Source organism: Acrocarpospora phusangensis, from assembly GCF_016862995.1.
GTDB classification, from domain to species: domain Bacteria; phylum Actinomycetota; class Actinomycetes; order Streptosporangiales; family Streptosporangiaceae; genus Acrocarpospora; species Acrocarpospora phusangensis.
Genome location: NZ_BOOA01000052.1, coordinates 44,985 through 63,719, shown reverse-complemented (window position 1 = coordinate 63,719; position 18,735 = coordinate 44,985). Strand labels below are relative to the sequence as shown.

At 70.5% G+C, this 18,735-nt stretch carries 17 protein-coding genes and 1 tRNA gene; 3 read left to right on the top strand and 15 right to left on the bottom strand.

The features are described from left to right. Positions 1 to 202 precede the first annotated feature (202 nt). The 12 genes from Aph01nite_RS41700 to bcp all read right to left on the bottom strand — a co-directional run bounded on the left by Aph01nite_RS41700 (position 203) and on the right by bcp (position 12,701). On the bottom strand, positions 203 to 2,278 hold the full coding sequence (locus Aph01nite_RS41700; RefSeq protein ID WP_239162013.1) for a molybdopterin-dependent oxidoreductase: 2,076 nt from the start codon (positions 2,276 to 2,278) through the stop codon (positions 203 to 205). A 262-nt stretch (positions 2,279 to 2,540) separates the two neighbouring features. Further along, positions 2,541 to 3,143 (bottom strand): RdgB/HAM1 family non-canonical purine NTP pyrophosphatase, encoded by a 603-nt coding sequence (gene rdgB, locus Aph01nite_RS27695; RefSeq protein ID WP_204043936.1) that lies wholly within the window; start codon positions 3,141 to 3,143, stop codon positions 2,541 to 2,543. Positions 3,144 to 3,203: 60 nt separating this feature from the next. Further along, entirely contained in the window at positions 3,204 to 3,920 is a 717-nt protein-coding gene (rph, locus tag Aph01nite_RS27690) for a ribonuclease PH (protein WP_204043935.1), read from the bottom strand. Positions 3,921 to 3,925: 5 nt separating this feature from the next. Further along, on the bottom strand, positions 3,926 to 4,678 hold the full coding sequence (locus Aph01nite_RS27685) for an MBL fold metallo-hydrolase (RefSeq protein ID WP_204043934.1): 753 nt from the start codon (positions 4,676 to 4,678) through the stop codon (positions 3,926 to 3,928). Continuing rightward, positions 4,675 to 5,514 carry a glutamate racemase gene (gene murI, locus Aph01nite_RS27680; protein ID WP_204043933.1) on the bottom strand — a complete coding sequence of 280 codons (840 nt, stop codon included), beginning with the start codon at positions 5,512 to 5,514 and terminating at the stop codon, positions 4,675 to 4,677. The genes Aph01nite_RS27685 and murI overlap by 4 nt, the downstream gene beginning before the upstream one ends. Positions 5,515 to 5,705: 191 nt before the next feature. Then, on the bottom strand, positions 5,706 to 8,225 hold the full coding sequence (locus Aph01nite_RS27675) for an ABC transporter permease (RefSeq protein ID WP_204043932.1): 2,520 nt from the start codon (positions 8,223 to 8,225) through the stop codon (positions 5,706 to 5,708). A gap of 3 nt (positions 8,226 to 8,228) precedes the next feature. Next, positions 8,229 to 8,972, bottom strand: coding sequence for an ABC transporter ATP-binding protein (locus Aph01nite_RS27670; protein ID WP_204043931.1), 744 nt, complete (start codon positions 8,970 to 8,972; stop codon positions 8,229 to 8,231). A gap of 114 nt (positions 8,973 to 9,086) precedes the next feature. Beyond that, on the bottom strand, positions 9,087 to 9,749 hold the full coding sequence (locus tag Aph01nite_RS27665) for a response regulator (RefSeq protein ID WP_204043930.1): 663 nt from the start codon (positions 9,747 to 9,749) through the stop codon (positions 9,087 to 9,089). After that, positions 9,746 to 10,933, bottom strand: a complete 1,188-nt coding sequence (locus Aph01nite_RS27660) for a sensor histidine kinase (protein WP_204043929.1) — start codon at positions 10,931 to 10,933, stop codon at positions 9,746 to 9,748. The genes Aph01nite_RS27665 and Aph01nite_RS27660 overlap by 4 nt, the downstream gene beginning before the upstream one ends. A gap of 463 nt (positions 10,934 to 11,396) precedes the next feature. Further along, positions 11,397 to 11,768 (bottom strand): hypothetical protein, encoded by a 372-nt coding sequence (locus tag Aph01nite_RS27655; RefSeq protein ID WP_204043928.1) that lies wholly within the window; start codon positions 11,766 to 11,768, stop codon positions 11,397 to 11,399. Between the two features lie 289 nt (positions 11,769 to 12,057). Next, positions 12,058 to 12,131, bottom strand: a tRNA-Leu gene (locus Aph01nite_RS27650). Between the two features lie 96 nt (positions 12,132 to 12,227). Further along, complete coding sequence (gene bcp / locus Aph01nite_RS27645; RefSeq protein WP_373872335.1) at positions 12,228 to 12,701, bottom strand: thioredoxin-dependent thiol peroxidase; 474 nt, start codon at positions 12,699 to 12,701, stop codon at positions 12,228 to 12,230. A 142-nt stretch (positions 12,702 to 12,843) separates the two neighbouring features. On the opposite strand from bcp, the gene Aph01nite_RS27640 reads away from it, so the two are divergent. Continuing rightward, complete coding sequence (locus Aph01nite_RS27640; protein WP_204043926.1) at positions 12,844 to 13,239, top strand: DUF3618 domain-containing protein; 396 nt, start codon at positions 12,844 to 12,846, stop codon at positions 13,237 to 13,239. Positions 13,240 to 13,392: 153 nt separating this feature from the next. On the opposite strand, the gene Aph01nite_RS27635 is transcribed toward Aph01nite_RS27640, so the two are convergent. Next, positions 13,393 to 14,574 carry an amino acid deaminase/aldolase gene (locus tag Aph01nite_RS27635; protein WP_204043925.1) on the bottom strand — a complete coding sequence of 394 codons (1,182 nt, stop codon included), beginning with the start codon at positions 14,572 to 14,574 and terminating at the stop codon, positions 13,393 to 13,395. Positions 14,575 to 14,790: 216 nt separating this feature from the next. Between Aph01nite_RS27635 and Aph01nite_RS27630 the strand changes: the two genes are divergently transcribed. Then, positions 14,791 to 15,390 (top strand): DUF6286 domain-containing protein, encoded by a 600-nt coding sequence (locus Aph01nite_RS27630; protein WP_204043924.1) that lies wholly within the window; start codon positions 14,791 to 14,793, stop codon positions 15,388 to 15,390. After that, a complete protein-coding gene (locus Aph01nite_RS27625) occupies positions 15,390 to 15,857 on the top strand; it encodes a hypothetical protein (RefSeq protein WP_204043923.1) in 468 nt (155 codons plus the stop codon). Before Aph01nite_RS27630 ends, Aph01nite_RS27625 begins: the two co-directional genes overlap by 1 nt. Here the strand turns inward: Aph01nite_RS27625 and Aph01nite_RS27620 are convergent, their stop codons facing one another. After that, positions 15,858 to 17,255, bottom strand: coding sequence for a hypothetical protein (locus tag Aph01nite_RS27620; protein ID WP_204043922.1), 1,398 nt, complete (start codon positions 17,253 to 17,255; stop codon positions 15,858 to 15,860). A gap of 46 nt (positions 17,256 to 17,301) precedes the next feature. Continuing rightward, on the bottom strand, positions 17,302 to 18,723 hold the full coding sequence (locus tag Aph01nite_RS27615; RefSeq protein WP_204043921.1) for an L-serine ammonia-lyase: 1,422 nt from the start codon (positions 18,721 to 18,723) through the stop codon (positions 17,302 to 17,304). Positions 18,724 to 18,735 lie beyond the last annotated feature (12 nt).

Genomic DNA, 18,735 nt, shown 5'->3' with positions numbered 1-18,735 from the left:
AGTTCCACGGCAAACCCGATGCGCGGCGACAGAGAAGGAGGGGCTGGGAATACCCGTCACCGCCAAGTCGCAACATGGCGCGAACGGTCCCGGTCGGTTGGGTGCTGCGCGGTGGGGGTTGTGGGGTTGGCTCGCTCGCTCGCTTTGTGCTTGCGTGTGGCGCTTCCGTTCCAGTTCTGGCGTCATGGGGAGGCCGGGGAGGTTAGACGGCTTCCATGAGGATTGTGGGGTAGCCGGTGGCGCCGTCGGGGGCGGGTGGGGCGCCGTTGGCGGTTTGGGTTTCGCCGGTGCCGTCGGTGGCGCGGCAGCGGATGGTGTGGAGGCCGGGGGTGAAGTCCCAGTCGAGCGACCATTGGCGCCAGGTGTCGAGGCCGGGGACTTCGGCCAGGCGGGCGATCTGCCAATCGCTTTCGTCTACTTTGACTTCGACTTTTTCGATGCCGCGGTGCTGGGCCCAGGCGACTCCGGCGATCGTGTTGCGGCCGGGTTTGACCTTGTTGCGGGGGACGTCGATGCGGGAGCCGGTTTTGATCGGGCCCTTGGCGGACCAGCCGCGGGGGGTCCAGTACGCCTCGTCGAGGTCGTAGCGGGTGACCTTGATGTCGGTTACCCATTTGGTGGCGGAGACGTAGCCGTACAGGCCGGGGACGACCTGGCGGACGGGGAAGCCGTGGGAGACGGGGAGGACTTCGCCGTTCATCGCGATGGCGAAGAGGGCGTCTCGGCCGTCCATGACGACGTCGATGGGGGTGCCGCAGGTCCAGCCGTCGGTGGAGGTGCTGAGCAGCATGTCGGCGTCGGCCTGCAGGCCCGCTTCGCGAAGGATGTCGGCCATGCGTACGCCGAGCCAGCGGGCGTTGCCCACGTAGGGGCCGTTGACCTCGTTGGAGACGCAGGTGAGGGTGACGTCGGCCTCCATCAGGGGACGCCGGATGAGATCGTCGAAGGTGATCTCGATGGGTTTGTCGACCATGCCGTGGATCTTCAGGGTCCAGGACTTGGGGTCTACCGAGGGCACCACGAGCGCGGTGTCCACGCGGTAGAAGTCGTGGTTCGGGGTGGTGAACGGGGACAGGTTGGGCAGCTTGAAGTCCACTCCCGGCGGGAGCGGCGGCAGCGGCGTCGCAGGAGTCGGCAGCGCCTTGGCCACAGCGGTCCGCGCCCCGGAGACGTCGTTGCGGCCCGACAACCACTGACCCGCGACCCCCGAGACCCCGGCCACGCCCAGCCCCACACCGACCCCGGTCAGCAACTTCCGCCGATTGAAGGCATACAGGTCGGGCCCAGCCCGCATGACGGCCGGCCGCTCCACCCTGCCCGCCCCAGCGGACTCGCCGCCGGAGGCCACGCCTGAATGCGCGCCCCCGCTGTCCGCACCCTCGGCCCCGGCGCTTGTCCGCCCTCGGCTGGAGTCCGCGCCCCCGGCGTCCGAATACGCGCCCCGGCTGTCCGCCTCGTCGGTCCCGGCGTTTGTCCGCCTCTGGCCCGAGTCCACGCTCCCGGTGGTTGAATGCGGGCCCTCACTGTCCGCGTCCTCGGCCCCGGCGTCTGACCGCCCCTCGCCCGAGTCCGCACCTGTGGCATCTGGGTGTGTGATCCCGCTGTCTGCGTCCCCAGCTCCGACGTATGAGGGCGCGTCCCCTCTGTCCGCGTCCTCGGCCCCGGGAACTGTCCGTGCGCCGCTTGACGCCTCCCGCTCCACGGTGGCCAAGGTCCCGGCCGTCCGCCCGCGCGACGCCTCCCTCTCCGCAGCGGCCAGACCTTCGGCCGTCCGCCCACCGGACGCCTCGCGTTCTGCGGTCGCCAGGGCCTCGGCGCGTTGGGATTCGGCCCAAGGCGGGGGTTCGAGGCGGCGGAACAGTGAGGACAGGGTCATCGCGCCGGCGGCCGCGCCGATCAGGGGTGGGAAGATGGCGAAAGGGCTGGAGTCGGTGCTGGTGAGGACGGAGAGCATGCCGACGGCGCCGAAGAGGTAGAGGCCGGTGGTGCCGAAGGCGACTCGGCGGCGGGAGAGGATGCCGAGGCCGGCGGCGATGAGGGCGATGACGACGAGGATGCCGCTGACGAGGACGTTCTTGTCGTTTTCGCCGAAGGTGCGGATCGCCCACTCCTTCAGCCAGAGCGGGCTGAGGTCGACGGCGGAGTTTCCGACCGCGATGACCGGCGACGTTCCGCCGAACACGCCGGCGACGAGCTGGGAGATGCCGAGCGCGACGGCACCGGCCGTCACGCCGACCAGAGCTGCCGCCCACACGGGCAGCCGAGTGCGAGGTTCCACAGGGATGACGCTACGCCTGCCCGGCGACAGAAGATCTTACGGCCGGGTTACGACGTGATGGAGACGCCAACGAACCCGATCAGCCCACGTCAAGAGGGGTTGACGCAACAATTGACTTTGTGTTAAATTTCTTGTCCGATGGTCTGAGATTCCCGTCCCATGGGCGGTTGAGCCGGCCGAATCCCCGCGAAACCCTTTCAGAGGAAAGCGCAAAGTTCTCTAGAGAACTTTGCGCAAATCCCTGAAAGTTTGCAAGAAGGGCTCAGCCCAGCACCTCGACGATGATGGGGATCATGGCCCGGAACGACTTCCCCCGGTGGCTGATGGCGTCCTTGGCCGCGGCCGACATCTCACCTGTGGTCAGCGTCTCGCCGTCCGCCACGAAGATCGGGTCATAGCCGAAGCCGTTCGTGCCGCGCGGCTCCCGAATGATGGTTCCGCGCATGACGCCCTCCACCACCCGCTCCTCCCCGGACGGCAACGCGAGCGCCGCCGTACAGGTGAAGTGGGCCTGGCGCCGGTCGTCGGGGACGTCGGAGAGCTGGGCGAGCAGGAGGTCCAGGTTGGCCTTGTCGTCGCCGTGTGAACCCGACCAGCGGGCCGAGAAGATGCCCGGCATGCCGTTGAGGGCGTCCACGCAGAGGCCGGAGTCGTCGGCGATGGCCGGCAGGCCGCTCTCCTTGGCCACGGTGTGCGCCTTGAGCAGGGCGTTCTCCGCGAACGTGAGACCGGTCTCGGCCACCTCGCCGATCTCGGGGAACGCCTCAAGGCCGACCAGGTCGATCGGCACCTGTGCCTGCTCCAGAATCCGGCGGAACTCAACGATCTTGCCCGCGTTGCGGGTCGCCAGCAACAGACGTGTCATCGCATCTCCTAAAAAAGCGCGTTTCCCTACGGCGACCTCAATGGTCGGCCGTGCCCCGGCTCAGGCCAAAACGGTTTTCTGGAGTTCGGTCAGCTGGGCGCACCCGGACGCGGCCAGGTCGAGCAGATCGTCCAGCACGTCGCGGTCGAAGGGCGTGCCCTCCGCGGTGCCCTGCACCTCGACGAACGCGCCCTTGCCGGTCATCACCACGTTCATGTCGGTCTCCGCCTTCACGTCCTCGACGTAGCAGAGGTCCAGCAGCGGCGTGTTCCCCACGATCCCCACCGAGACCGCCGCGACCGAGTCGACCAGCGGGTCGCCGGGGCACATGCGCTTCTTCCGCATCCACGCGACCGCGTCCGCGAGCGCCACGTACGCCCCCGTGATCGCGGCGGTACGGGTGCCGCCGTCGGCCTGGAGCACGTCGCAGTCCAGGATGATCGAGTTCTCGCCGAGCGCCTTGTAGTCCACGCACGCGCGCAGCGAACGCCCGATCAGGCGGGAGATCTCGTGCGTCCTGCCGCCGATCTTGCCGCGCACGGACTCGCGGTCGCCGCGCGTGTTGGTGGCGCGGGGCAACATCGCGTACTCCGCCGTCACCCAGCCGAGGCCGCTGCCCTTGCGCCAGCGCGGCACCCCGCTCTCCACGGTGGCGGCGCAGAGCACTTTCGTGCCGCCGAACTCGACGAGGACCGAGCCCTCGGCGTGGGCGAGCCAGTTCCGGGTGATGGTGACGGGGCGGAGCTGGTCGGGAGAACGTCCATCAGAGCGAGCCATGACCTTCACCCTAGGTCATAGACCGCACCGCTTCTGGCCAACTCCATGCGCCCGGTGAAGCCCGCCGACGACGCGTCGGCCAGGATGCGGTCCCGGTCGTACCAGGGGACCAGGTGGGTCAGGATCAGGCGGTCCACCTCGGCCTTGGCCGCGTGCTCGGCCGCCTGCCGGCCGTTGAGGTGCAGGTCAGGGGGCAGATCGGGGACGTCGAGGAAGGACGCCTCGCAGAGCAGGATGTCGGCGTCCTTGGCCAGGCGCACCAGGTCGGCGCTCTCGCCGGTGTCGCCCGAGTACGCCACCGACCGCCCCCCGTACGAGATGCGGAACCCGTACGTCTCCACGGGATGGTTCATCGGCGCCGTGGTCACCTCGAAGGGGCCGATCTGGCGGCGTTCCGCGGTGAGGGCGTGAAAGTCGAAGGCCGTTTCGAGGGTGGGCTCCTCCGGCATGCCGTACGCGCGATTGAGGCGGTGGGGGGCATCGGCGGGGGCGTACACGGGGATGGGGGAGTACGGGCCGTCGGGGGAGTAGGTGCGCACGACGTGGTACGGGCAGAGGTCGAGGCAGTGGTCGGCGTGCAGGTGGGACAGGCAGATCGCGTCCACCTCCCGCAGTCCGACGTGGCGCTGGAGCGTGCCGAGCGCGCCGTTGCCGAAGTCGACCACCAGGCGGAACCCCTCCGCCTCGAACAGGTAGCACGACGACGGGCTGTCCGGCCCCGGGAAACTGCCCGAGCAACCGACGATCGTGAGCTTCACAGAGGCCTCCCATTTCCGGCGGCGTCCACGCTTTCCGGGACGTCGCCGACCGCCGCCATTTCGACTGCCTGGATCTCCGGCCCCAGGAACCTCCGTCCGAGCAGGGCGAACGGAGCCGGATCACCGGTCGCGCGGAATCGGTGCCTGGGCACCGCCGCCGATCGGCTGAGCCCCCGGTCGTGCAACACGCGGTAGACGTCCTTCGCGGTCTCCTCGGCGCTCGACACGAGCGTCACGCCGTCCCCCACGACATAGGAGATCGCTCCGGTGAGCAGCGGGTAGTGCGTGCAGCCGAGGATCAGCGTGTCGCACTGCGCCGCCAGGATGGGCGCGAGGTACTCCCGCACCACTTCGATGAGTTCGGCGCTGTCGGTCTCCCCCCGCTCCACGAATTCCACCAGCCGCGGCGCGGCCACCCCGACCAGTTCCACGTCCGGCGCCGCCGCGAACGCGTCCTGGTAGGCCATCGACTCGATGGTGGCCCTGGTCCCGATCACGCCCACTCTGCCGTTCCTGGTGGCGCGCACGGCCCGGCGGGTGGCCGGCTGGATCACCTCCACGACAGGCACGTCGTATCGCTCCCGCGCGTCCCGCAGCACGGCCGCGCTGGCGCTGTTGCAGGCGATGACCAGCATCTTCACGTCATGTGCCACCAGGTGGTCCATCACCTCCAGCGCGTAGCCCCTGACCTCCGCGATGCGCTTGGGCCCGTACGGCTGCCGCGCGGTGTCCGCCACGTACAGGATCGACTCGTGAGGCAGCTGATCGATGATCGCCCGCGCCACGGTGAGCCCGCCGACACCGCTGTCGAAGATCCCAATGCTCCCGTCCAACATGCTTCCCAAGGTTAAGGGACCACCCCCCACTCACTCCCGGTAAGAATCCTCAGAACAGCGGATGTCTGCCGTCGTGGTCCGTCCTGCTGCACAGACAACAATCGTCACGCCTGACAAACCCACTCAATTGACGGCTTGTGGCAAGCACGCGGAAGGGCCCGGCCCCGCGAGGCCGGGCCCTTCCGCGAGGGTCATACGCTGGCGAGGGCGCCGACGATCGACGCGCGGGAGGCGCGGCGGGCGGGGAGCAGGGCGGCCAGCACGCCGGCCAGGCCGGACAGGGCCAGGAAGGAGAGGATCTGGCCGACGGGGGCGCGGAACTGGATCTCGAAGGGGAAGGTCTGCATGGCGGCCCAGCCGTACACCGTGCCGAGGCAGATGCCGACCAGGGCGCCGATCAGGCCCAGCAGCAGCGCCTCCAGGGAGAGCATGCGGCGCAGTTGGGGCCGGGTCAGGCCGAGGGCGCGCAGCAGGGCGGACTCGTGGGTGCGCTCGTGCACCGAGAGGGAGAGCGTGTTGGCGATCCCCAGGATGGAGATGAGGATGGCCAGGCCCAGCAGACCGCCGAAGATCATGAGCATCATGTCGAGCGCGTCGTCGAACTCCCCGCGCAACTCCGTCGAGCTCATCACCAGCGCGGTCGGGTACGGCTGCGCCACCGCCTCCACCGCCCGCCGCGCCACCTCGGGGGCGACGCCGTCCTTGGCGTTCACGAAGACGCGGGTGTCGTCCAGCGGGCCGAAGTAGCGGTCGAACTCCTTCTCGGGGACGGAGACGGGCGCCTGGTCGCTGGTCCGCCCGTCGAAGGTGGCCACGATCGTCAGCGTGACCGTGCCGGCCTCGGTGGTCTTCACCTGGATCGTGTCGCCCACCTTGCGGTTCCACTCGCGGGCCAGGTAGTCGACCAGGGCGACCGTGCCGGGTTCGAGCCGGTCGAACGAGCCGGAGGCGGCCTTCGGCCGGAAGTCCGGCACGGAGGGGATGTTCCCGACGGTGGCCTCGCCGGTGCCGGGGTCGGTGCCGGGGTCGGACGCGGCGACGGGGGCATTGGTCACCCGCATCTGCATGACGGAGCCGATCTCGGGGCTCTGGCGCAGGGCGTCGGCCACGGCGCGCGGGACGCCGGCCTCGGATCCGCGCTGGTCGGAGATCATGTAGTCGACCGGGAACTGCTCGTCCAGCTGCGTCTTGACGGTGGCCCGGGTGGTGGCCGTGATCACGGAGATGAGCGTCATCAGGGCGACCCCGATGGTCAGCGCCACGGTCGTGGTCGCCGCCCGCCTGGGGTTGCGGCGGGCGTTGTCGACGGCCAGCTTGCCGGGCACGCCGAACAGCCGCCGGGGCAGCCAGCCCACGAACGCCGCCAGCGGCCGCATGATCACCGGGCTGATGATGAGCACGCCCAGGAAGAAGACCCCGCCGCCGCCCATCAGGACGATCAGCGCCAGGTCGCCTTCGATCGAGGTGATGCCGGCCGTGGTGAGGCCCGCCCCCGCGAGGAGGAACAGGCCGGCGAAGACGATCCGTACCACTCCGGTCTTGAAGGACTGCTCCTCGACCTGGGAGCGCAGGGCCGCGACGGGAGCCACCCGGGTGGCGGCGCGGGCCGGCAGGAGGGCGGCGCCGATGGTGACGAGCAGGCCGATCAGCACCGAGAAGACGATCGTCCTGGGGGTGAGCGCGATCGCCGCGCCGGCCGGGACCGGCCCGTCCAGCGCCTCCATGACGGCCATCGCGCCCGCGCCCAGGCCGAGGCCGAGCAGCAGCCCGATGCCGGAGGAGAGCACGCCCACGACGGCGGATTCGAGCAGGATCGACCCGAAGATCTGGGTACGGGTCGCGCCGATGCAGCGCAGCAGCGCCATCTCCCGGGTGCGCTGCGCGACCAGGATGTTGAACGTGTTGTAGATGACCAGGGCCGACACGAACATGGCGACCAGGCCGAACAGCAGCAGCAACAGGGTGAGGTAGCCGATCTCGACCTTGCTCTGGGCGGCCAGTTCGTCCGCGAGCTGGTCGCCCGTCTTGACCTGGAAGCCGGCTCCGAGGGCCGAGGCCACCGCGTCCCGCAGCCGCGCGGGGTCCTCGGTGCCCACGACGTCGACCCGGTCGAAACCCTTGGCGCCGGTCATGAGCCGCGCCGTCTCGGTGGTGAAGCCGACCGCCCCGCTGGAGGCGAGCTGCTGGTCCACGCCGGTGTCGAAGAGTCCGACCAGGGTGAACTCGTGCTTGACGTTCTTCTGGTCCAGCACGGTGATGGTGTCGCCGACGGCGAACTGCCGGGTCTTGGCCGTGTTGTCGTCCAGGATCGCCTCGTCCGGTTTGGCCGGCGCGACTCCACCGGTCAGCGTGAGGCGGTTGAGCTGCCCGGTCATGACGGAGATGCCCGTCGTCGGGTAGTTGCCCGCCGCCTTGCCGTCCCGGCCGAGCAGCGGGGCCGGGCCGCTGAGCATGCCCTGGGCTTCCACGACGCCGGGGACCTTCCGGATCTTCGCCAGGACCTCGGCGGAGATCGCCGGGTCGTCCGCGGGCCGGACCGCGACGTCGATCTTGGCGGCGTCGGCGGTGAACTTCTGCCGGAACCCGACCTCGATCGTGTCGGTGAGCACGAAGGTGCCGGCGATGAAGCCGACGCCGAGGGCGATGGCCAGGGAGGTGAGCAGCAGCCTGAGCTTGTGCGCGCGCAGGCCGGCCAGCGTGGTTCTGAGCACCGCCTACGCCTCCAGCTTCAGCAGCGTGTCGAGCACGCTCTGCGGCGTCGGGTCGGTCAGCTCGGTGACCAGCAGGCCGTCCCTCAGGAACACGACCCGGTCGGCGTACGAGGCCGCGCCCGGGTCGTGGGTCACCATGACGATGGTCTGCCCCAGTTCGCGTACCGACCTGCGCAGGAAGGCCAGCACCTCGGCGCCGCTGCGCGAGTCGAGGTTGCCGGTCGGCTCGTCCGCGAAGATCACGTTCGGCTTGCTGATCAGCGCGCGGGCCACGGCGACCCGCTGCTGCTGCCCGCCGGACAGCTCGCTCGGCTTGTGCGAGAGCCGGTCGCGCAGCCCCACCGTGTCGATCACCCGGTCGAACAGCACCTGGTCGGCCTGGCGTCCGGCGATCTCCAGCGGCAGCCGGATGTTCTGCTCGGCGGTGAGCGTCGGCAGCAGGTTGAACGCCTGGAACACGAAGCCGACCCGCTCCCGGCGCAGCAGCGTCAGCTGCTTGTCCGACAGCCGGGTGATCTCGACGTCGCCGATGGCCACGCTGCCCTCGGTCACGGTGTCGAGCCCGGCCAGGCAGTGCATGAGCGTGGACTTCCCGGAGCCGGACGGCCCCATGATCGCCGTGAACGCCCCCGTGGCGAAGCTCACGTCGACCCCGCGCAGCGCGTGCACCGCCGCGTCGCCCTGGCCGTATATCTTGGCGAGTCCCTTGGCGACGACGGCGTGCCGGACATCGGTGGTAATGGTCATGGGGTCAACGCTAGGGCGGCCGGCGGTCCCGATCCTCGGCCCTCGGAACGGACTCCGTCTGCTCCTGCGGGGGCTCCCGGCCGGGCCCGGTGCGACTCCTGAGGTAGCCGGGGGTCAGCCTTTCGGCCGACTCGCCACCAGGCCGCTCTCGTACGCGTACACGACGGCCTGGGCCCGGTCCCGCAGCTCCAGTTTGGCCAGAATCCTGCCGAGATGCGTCTTCACCGTGGCCTCGGCCAGCTGGAGCTGCCCGGCGATCTCCAGGTTCGACAGCCCGCGCGCCACGTGCAGCAGCACCTCACGCTCCCGCGCCGTCAGCACCTCCAGGTCCCGCGACGGCCTGGCCTCCCCCGGCAGGTACGCGGCGACGAGATCGAGCAGCCGCCGCGTCGTGCTGGGCGCCACCACGGCGTCGCCCACGTGCACGGACCGGATCGCGCTCAGCAGGTCGGCGGGCGGCACGTCCTTCAGCAGGAACCCGGACGCGCCCGCCCGGATCGCCGCGAAGGCGTACTCGTCCAGGTCGAAGGTGGTGAGGATGAGGACCTTCGGGGCGTCGGGCTGGGCGAGGATGAGCCGGGTGGCCTCGACGCCGTCCATCCTGGGCATGCGCACGTCCATCAGCACGACGTCCGCGCGGGTCTCGCGCAGCGCCGCCACGGCGGCCGCGCCGTCCGCGGCCTCGGCGACGATCTCGATGTCCGGCTGGGCGCTCAGCACCATCCGGAACCCGGCCCTGACCAACTGCTGGTCGTCGACCAGCGCGACCCGGATCACGCCGCCCCCTCGCGGACGACCGCGGGGAGGCGGGCCACCACGAGGAAGCCGCCGCCGATGCGGGGGGCGGCGTCCATCGTGCCGCCGTACATGGTGACGCGTTCCCGCATGCCGATCAGGCCGTGCCCGCCTTCGCTGACCCGGGCGGCCGCGCCGCGCCCGTCGTCGACCACTCTGACCACGATCTCCCGTCCGCCGGATTCCACCTGGACCTCGGCCCGCGCGCCGGGCCCGCCATGTTTGAGCGAGTTGGTGAGCGCCTCCTGGACGATCCGGTAGATCACCAGCTGCTCACCCTCCGGCAGTCCGGACAGGTCGCCGTCGATGGTCATCTCCACCGGCAGCCCCGACTCCCGTACCTGCCGGACGAGTTCCTCCAGCTGCGCCAGGCCCGGCTGCGGCTGATAGTCCTCCGCGCTCGCCGCGTCGTCCCGCAGCACCCCCACCAGCCGCCGCATCTCGGTCAGCGCCTGCCGCCCGGTCGCCGATATGGCCTGTACGGCCCTGCGCGCCTGCTCCGGGTCGGAGTCGATCGCGAAGCCGGCGCCGTCGGCCTGCACGACGATCACGCTCACGTTGTGGGCCACCACGTCATGCAGCTCCCGCGCGATCCTGGCCCGCTCGGCGGCGGTGGCGATCAGCGCCTGCTGGTCCCGCTCCCGTTCGGCCCGTTCCGCGCGTTCCTCCAGGCCCTGGACGTAGCGCCGCCGCATGTTGGCGTAGATGCCGGCGAACCAGACGGCCAGCATGAACACCGACGCGTTGATGAAGACCTCCAGCGACAGGTCGTTCCAGGAGCGCAACGCCAGGAACGTCCCGAACTCCACGACCGCCGCCGCGCCCACGGCCCATTCCAGGCGGCATCGGGCGGCGACGCCGTACATGCCGACCAGCACCGCGAGGTTGGCCGGCAGCGGCTCGATCCCCACCAGCCACTGGAGGAAGCTGATCCCCGCCACGACCGCGAACGTCTCGCGCGGAAACCTCCGCCGCCACAGCAGCGGTGTCAGCAGCACACCCGAAAGCGCCAACACGCCCGGCACACCGAACCGCGTGCTCTCCCCCACCGGATCGGCGACATACTCCGGCACGAGCGCCAGCGCGACGAACACCAGCGGCGCGATGGTGAGCAGGTCCACCACCGCCGGATGCTCCCGCCCCCAGGCCCGAAGTTTGCCGAACATGTCCCCACGATACGTATGACCTGTTCAATCCCGGTCACCCTCAGGACTGATTCCTGAGTACGACTCAGGTCGCAGACCTGCCTTACACCCCCCTTACGACCGGTCCAGCATCATCATTTTCGGGAACACCCCTTGGGGGTAGGTAAAGGGATACGAACCGATGGTGGATCGCCAGAACAGGTCGCGCGGTGCCAGGACACACCGCGCGACCTGACCTCCACCCCCCGAAGACCACGGCGGAGTCACTCCGAGGCTGCTGCGGGCACCGGAGTAGACTCCGCCGGCCATTTCCCCCGAAAACTCACCACGAATAGCCTCCGAGCCCCCGCCCGAGGCCATGTCCTCGCCGCTATCCGGCGCCGTTGACGCAGGTGACGCGACCCGCCGCACCGGCGCCAAGAGCGGCACGACCTGTCGAGACATTCCATCGCCTCAGCGCAATACAGCCTGCGCCATGCGTACATCAGCCGATGGTGTAGAAGGCCGGATAACCGGCGCAGCTCGCGGTGGTCAGCCTCAGCACGGAGGAAGTCTTGTCGTTGAACTTCCACTGCGGAGCCCCGAGGTCGGGCACGGACTCACCGGGCCGGATGCAGAAACGCCGATCCTCGTAATACTTGTCATCGAAGAGCACCCACGCCACCGAATCGTAGTTCCGAATAGCGCTGATCTTGTCCGAATAATAGGACGGCATATTCGCGTTACTGCCCCCGAAGATCCTGCTGTACCCCTCATACCAGGAGTCATTGCTATTCCACAGCCCACCCGACCGCCCCTGCGCCGGCGCGGAAACACCCACACCAACCAGAACGGCGACCGCAAGGACCCCCAGCACCCGAACGCCTCTCGACATGACCCCTCCAAAGAACTGTCGGCTCGTCACCACAAACCTTGCCGAACAGCACTTGGATCTACCTGGAGGCCAACTTGGCACCCACTTTATGCCAAGGTCACCGAACACTCCGCGCCCCAAAGGGCAACGCGCTAGCTCGGGGGCGTGGGGGGCTCGGCCCCCCACACCGGGGGGCTCGGGGGGTCGTCCCCCCGTGTAAACGACGAAGGGACCGGCGGGGAGCAAGCCCCCCGAAGGGGGGATCTTGCGACCAGCAGGTCCCAGTCACTCGTGGGGCTGGCGGGACTCGAACCCGCACCGGCATGATCCTAAGTCATGTGCCTCTGCCAATTGGGCCACAACCCCATTGTTCAATTATCAGAAAATTCGTTTTCGCGGAACTTTCCGGGTGCCGCCATCCTACCGGGTACGGGGTGGTGGGAGACACCCGTTTCCCGGGGGTCAGGAAATGCCCAGCTCCTTTAGCAGGCGGGCGACGTGGCCGGTGGCTTTCACGTTGTAGAGGGACTTTTCGATTTTGCCCTCGGCGTCGATGACGAAGGTGGAGCGCAGGACGCCGGTGATGGTCCTGCCGTAGTTCTGCTTCTCGCCGTACGCGCCGTACGCCTTGTGGACCTCGAGGTCGGGGTCGGAGAGCAGCGGGAAGGTGAGGCTGTCGCGTTCGACGAACTGCGCGAGCTTGGCGGGCTTGTCCTTGGACACGCCGAGGACGGCGAGACCGTGGCCGGTGAGCGCGTTGAGGTTGTCGCGGAAGTCGCAGGCCTGCTTGGTGCACCCGGGGGTCATCGCGGCGGGGTAGAAGTACAGGATGACGCGTTTGCCGCGGAACGCCTTCAGCGTGACGTGTTCCCCGTTGGCGTCGGGCAGGATGAAGTCCGGCGCGACGTCGCCGGGTTCGAGCTTGGACTGGCTCACTTCGCCTCCGGGTGGCGTGTTCTGGGACATCTCGGGCAGCGACCGGGTCGCGACGGCAACAAACTACCGGGTCGGGCGGCGTCCGGGGGCCGTACCCGGCCTGGCACACTGATCACAGACGAGACAACAGGAGGGGATCGTCATGGCGGACACCGATCCCGAGGCGCTGGAGCGGAAGATCGAGCGCACCCGGACGGAGCTGGCGCGCACGGTCGACGCCATCGCGGACCGGGTCAGCCCCAAGCGGGTGGCCGGGCGCAACGTGGCCAAGGTGAAGGCGCAGGCCGAGCAGGTGGTGACGTCGATCGGCGACTTCGTGGGCGCGCGGCCGAACGGGTCCTCGCGCGGGTTCGGCGCGACCGCTCCGCTCGCGAACGGCGCCGCTCCTTCCTCGGCCAACGGCGCCGCGCCCGGCGAGACCGAGACCTGGGAGGACGACTACCCGGCCCCCAACCTCGCCCCCGTCCTCATCGGCGTGGGCGTGCTCGTCGCCGTCGGCGCCGCGATCCTCATCATGCGCCGCCGCCGCCGTCGATAAGCCCGCTTCTCGCCGTTATCCGGCGCCGTTCACGCCGGTTCGGCTTCTCGCCGCACCGGCGCCCAGAATGCCCACGGGAAACCGTGCCGCCAGAGGGCCAACGCCGCTCGGGGCCGTCGATCGGCGGGAACGCGCCGGGTGCCGCTCCGAGGGTCAGAGGAAGAACTTGCCCTCGCCGCGGTACGTGGGGACCCGCTCGGTGACGGTGTCGTTCTCCAGGAGATGGAGGGCGGGGAAGTGTTCGCAGAGTTCGCCGGCCTTGGCGTGGCGGAACCAGACGCGGTCGCCGACGCGCAGGTCGTGGGCGGCCTCCCCGAGCAGGGGCGTCTGGACTTCGCCGGCGCCCTCGTCGGGGTGGTAGCGCAGGCCGGCGGGCAGGTACGGCTGCGGCAGCCGGGTCGGCCCGGGAGGGCCTGAGGCGTGGTAGCCGCCGCCCAGCACGGTGGCCACGCCCGGTGAGGGCTTGCGGACCACGGGGAGGGCGAAGAGGGCGGCCGGGACGCCGGTGAAGTCGCGGTAGAAGTCGAACAGGCGCGGGTGGTAGAGGCCGGAGCCGGCGGCGACCTCGGTGACCGCCTTCTCGCGGACGGTGCGCTCCAGGCAGCCGGTGCCGCCGCCGTTGACGAACTCCAGGTCGGCCACCTGCCGTACGGCGTGGACGATCCGGCCGCGGCGGACGATGAGCTCGCGGCGGGACATGGCCTGCATGAGGCGGACGGCTCTGCCGTACAGGCCGGGGATCTTGTCGCCGACGCCGGCGATCTGGGACTCGTACGAGAGCAGCCCGGTCAGGCGCAGGCCGGGGCGTTTGGCGATGTGGGCGGCGAGTTCGGCGGCCTGGCCGGGCTCCCGGACGGGGGAGCGGAGCGCGCCGGCGCGGAACTTCCCGGCCATGGCCACGAAGCCCGCATCGATATCCAGACATATCCGGATCTCGTGGGGTTGGCCCTCCAGGAGGTCGAGGTGGTCCGAGGAGTCGATCGTGAGGGTGATCTCGCGGGCCGCCCGCGGATCGGCGCCGAGGGCCGCGATGGCGGTCCTGTCGGTCGTCGGATAGGCCACCAGGATGTCGGTGAACCCGCAGGACACCAGCCAGAGCGCCTCATCCAGCGTGTACGCCATGATCCCGGCGAACCCGTCCATGGCCAGCACCCGCTCCAGGATCGCGCGGCACCGCACGGACTTGCTGGCCACCCTGATCGGCTTGCCGCCCGCGCGGCGCACCAGGTCGGCGGCGTTGGCGCGGAGCGCGTCCAGGTCCACCACGGCGAACGGAGGTTCCAGCGCCGCGGTGGCCCGGTCATAACGGGCTGCCGAACCCTCAGCAGATGTCATGAAATCTCCAGGCATCGCGGTCGATGTCCATGCGGGCAGCTTAACTCGCGCCAGCGTACATGAGCCTGGTTCATGTTAACCGGCCGAGCCGTCCAGGGGTCGTTTCCGGAGTTAACCGGCGGCGGGGCAAATATTTCCGCCCGTCCGCCGCCCGATCGGGCAAAGAGGCGAGTGCGGCGCACCTGGGGCGGTTCCGGCGTGTATCCCTGGGTGACCATGAGCACGGTTGAGGAGATCTTGGCCGCCGCGCCGGCCAAGCGCGCCCGGCGCCGGACGATCGCCAGGCAGGCCACCAGGACGCTGAACCCCGGCCGTTCCGCGGTGGCCACGGCGGTGGCGACGGCCCTGGCGGCGGCCGCGTGGGGGATCATCGCGGCGATGGTGGGCGCCTGGCTCGGCGCGCCGGCGGCGTGGACCCGGCTGGCGGTCATGCTGGGCGTGACCTGGCAGGATCCGCTCGTCCCCGGCCTCGCCCTGGTGGCCATCCTGATCGGCGCGGGCCTGATCGCGCTGGCGGTGCTCCCGGGCCGGGCCAAGCTGGTGGCCCTGGAGACCAGCGGCGAGAACGTGACCATGGGGCTGACCCGGCCGGGGCTGCGCCGTACCCTGGCCGCCGCGGCGCTCACCGTGGACGGCGTGGACGTGGCGCGGGTCCGGCTGCTGCACGGTCAGATCGAGGTCACCGTGGTCACCGACGCCTCGCGCACCGGCGATCTGCTGCGCGAGGTGGGCGCGGCCGTCGGGGACCGCCTCCAGTGCCTGGCGCTGCACGGCCGCCACGAGGTCGTGGTGCGCCTGCGCCGCAGGAGGATCTGATGGGCAACCGCCTCGCCATCGCCCTGGTCGGCGCCTGCGCCGTCTTCACCGGCCTGTACGCCCTGTGGGCCCGCGACGCCCGCCCCGGCCACGCCATCCTGGACCTGGAGTTCCTGGCCGCCCACGTCTGGGCCTGCGTGCTCACCACCACCCTGGTCACCGTGGTCGCCCTCGTCGCCACCCGCTGGCTCGTCGCCACGTTGGCCCGCCGCCGGTACGGCACCCGTCACGGCACCGCCACCGCCACCCTCGGCGTCGCCCTCCAGGGCCTGTACGGCATCGACAAGCTGTCCGTGCGGGTGGTCCCGTACGAGCGGACGAGGATCAACATCCGCTGCCGCCCGGCCACCCCGCTGGGCGACCTGACCCGCCGCCTGGACCAGCAGGCGATCGCCCGGGTGCGCGGCGTGCTCGGCCCCAGCGCCGACCTGCCGGTCGTGATCCGGCTGCACGTCACCCGGCTCTAGTCAGGCGTGCGCCGCCTGCTCGGCCCGGCCGGTGACGGCCACGCGCGCCGGCCGGCCACCGGCCGGGCGCGGCGCCAGGGCCAGCCCGGCGGCCAGGCAGGCGAGCGGGACGACGGGCACCACATACCGGTGGTCGAACGCGGCGACCAGCGGCGGCAGGAAGGCCAGGGTCATCGCGGCGGCCCAGGGCAGCAGCGCGGGCAGCGCGTCCGCGAACCGGCCGCGCACCAGCCGGACGGCCATGCCGCCCAGCGCCGCGAGCAGGATCGCCGCCAGGAAGGGCCCCCGCAGGTACCCCTGCTCCTGATAGGCCCGCAGCCACCCCGCGTACGGTTCGACCACGGCGGTCTCGCCGCTGGAGCCCTGGTACTGGACGGTCAGCTGGGTGGCGGTCCGCCCGGCCGAAGCCACCTTGTCGCTGAACGGCCGTACCGAATCGGGGAAGACGTAGGCGCTCTGGGGGCCCGGCGACGGATAGATCCGGCGGTTCCATTCGAAGGCCCAGAGGGCGTCGCCGAGCCCGGCCAGCAGGAAGTCGACCGGCTGGCTGCGGATGGCCAGGGAGGTGAACTCGCCGGTCAGCTCCTCCTTGGCGGCGCCGCTGCGCACGAGCGGGGAGGACGGGTCCCAGATGTAGGCGGGCGCCGCCAGCCGGGGGCCCGCCTCCGGGCAGAGCACCGCCAGCTCCGGGCGCGGGTCCATGACGCGGCAGTTCGCGAACGTCATCGTGCGGGACCACATCCAGACGTTGCTGCCGCCCAGGCCGAACGAGCCGTGCACGGTCGCGAACCAGGTCGCGTACCCGCCGACCACGACCGCGGCGGCGAGCACGCCCGCCCCGACCGCCCGCCAGTTCGCCCGGCGCAGCAGCAGCCAGACCACCGCCACCACGACCAGCGGCAGCCCGAGCGTCCGGGTGACCGTGGCCGCGCCGAGCAGCGCGAGACCCGCCACCACCGCCCAGGCCCCGGGCCGCCACACCAGCAGCGCGACCGCCGCCACCACCAGGAAGGTGAACAGCAGATCGGCCATCATCAGGTGCTCCAGCTGCACCTGATGCACGTCCAGCAGCACCGGCGCGGAGGCCAGCGCGGCCCCCCAGGCGGCCAGCCCGGCCCGCAGCAGCAGCGCGTAGATCGCGACGGCCATCGCGATCCCCATCAGGTGCTGCACGACCACCACGGCCTGCACGCTGTCGAAGAACCAGAGGAACAGCGAGTACCCGGACGGCCGGGACGGCAGCGGGCGCAGGTCGATGGCCGAGCTCAGGTACGCGAACGAATCCGCCCAGAACCACAGAACCGGCCGATACCCGAGCACCGCCAGCCCCCGCACGACGACACCCGCGAGAAGCAACCCCCCGAACCACAGGTGGGCACTCCACCGCGAGCGGATCATCACTGGCCTCCTCATCAGGGTGGCCAGAATACTGCCGCCAGAATCGTCAGCACTCCACGATGTTGACGCCCACGTGCGCCTCCGACTCGGCCTCCGCCTCGATGACGTTGACCGCCAGGCCGCCCCGGCTGGTCTCCTTGTACTTGGTGGACATGTCCCGGCCGGTGGTGCGGACGGTGCGGATGGCCTTGTCCAGCGAGACGAAGTGCCGCCCGTCGCCGCGCAGCGCCATCCTCGCGGCGGCGATGGCCTTGACGGAGGCCACCGCGTTCCGCTCGATGCACGGGATCTGCACCAGACCGCCGATCGGGTCGCAGGTCAGGCCCAGATTGTGCTCGATGCCGATCTCGGCGGCGTTCTCCACCTGCTCCGGGGTCCCGCCGAGCACCTCGGTCAGCCCGGCGGCGGCCATCGAGCAGGCCGAGCCGACCTCGCCCTGGCAGCCGACCTCGGCGCCCGAGATGGAGGCGTTCTCCTTGAACAGCACGCCCACCGCCCCGGCCGTGAGCAGGAACCGCACGACGCCCTCGTCGTCGGCCCCGGGGATGAACCTGGAGTAGTAGGACAGGACGGCGGGCACGATCCCGGCCGCGCCGTTGGTGGGCGCGGTCACGATGCGGCCGCCCGCCGCGTTCTCCTCGTTCACGGCCAGCGCGAAGAGGGTGACCCAGTCCATGGCCTGGAGCGGGTCACGCTCGGCGGACTCGCTCTGCAGGCGGCGCTGGAGCTGGTGCGCCCGCCGCTTCACCTTGAGGCCGCCCGGCAGCACGCCCTCCCGCGAGGAACCCCGCCGTACGGACTCCGCCATGACCTGCCAGAGCCGCAGCAGCTCGGACTTGATCTGCTCCTCCGTACGGCCGAAGGCGCGCTCGTTGGCGAGCATCAGGCCGGAGATGGACAGTCCGGTCTCGGCGCAGTGGGCGAGCAGTTCCGCGGCCGTGGTGAACGGGTGCGGGAGCACGGTGTCGTCGGGTTTGATGCGGTCCGCGCCGGTGGCGTTCTCGTCCACCACGAAACCGCCGCCGACCGAGTAGTAGACCCGCTCCCGTAACGCGTCGCCCTCCGCGCCGTACGCGGTGAAGCGCATGCCGTTGGGGTGGTGCGGCAGGGAGATCTTGCGCTCGAAGACCAGGTCCTCGCCGACCACGAACGGGATCTCGGGACCGCCGAACAGCCGGATCGTCCCCGCCGAGCGCATCTCGGCCAGGCGGGGTTCGACCGCGTCCACGTCGACGGTCTCCGGCTTCTCGCCCGACAGGCCCAGCAGGACCGCTTTGTCGCTGCCGTGGCCTTTGCCGGTCAGGCCGAGCGAGCCGTACAGGATGACCCCGACGCGGGTGGTCTTCTCCAGAAGACCGTCCCGGCTGAGGCCCCGGGCGAAACGATGGGCGGCCGCCATCGGGCCGCCCGTGTGCGAGCTGGACGGCCCGATGCCGACCTTGAACAGGTCGAAGACGCTGATCGCCATTGATCCGTGCCT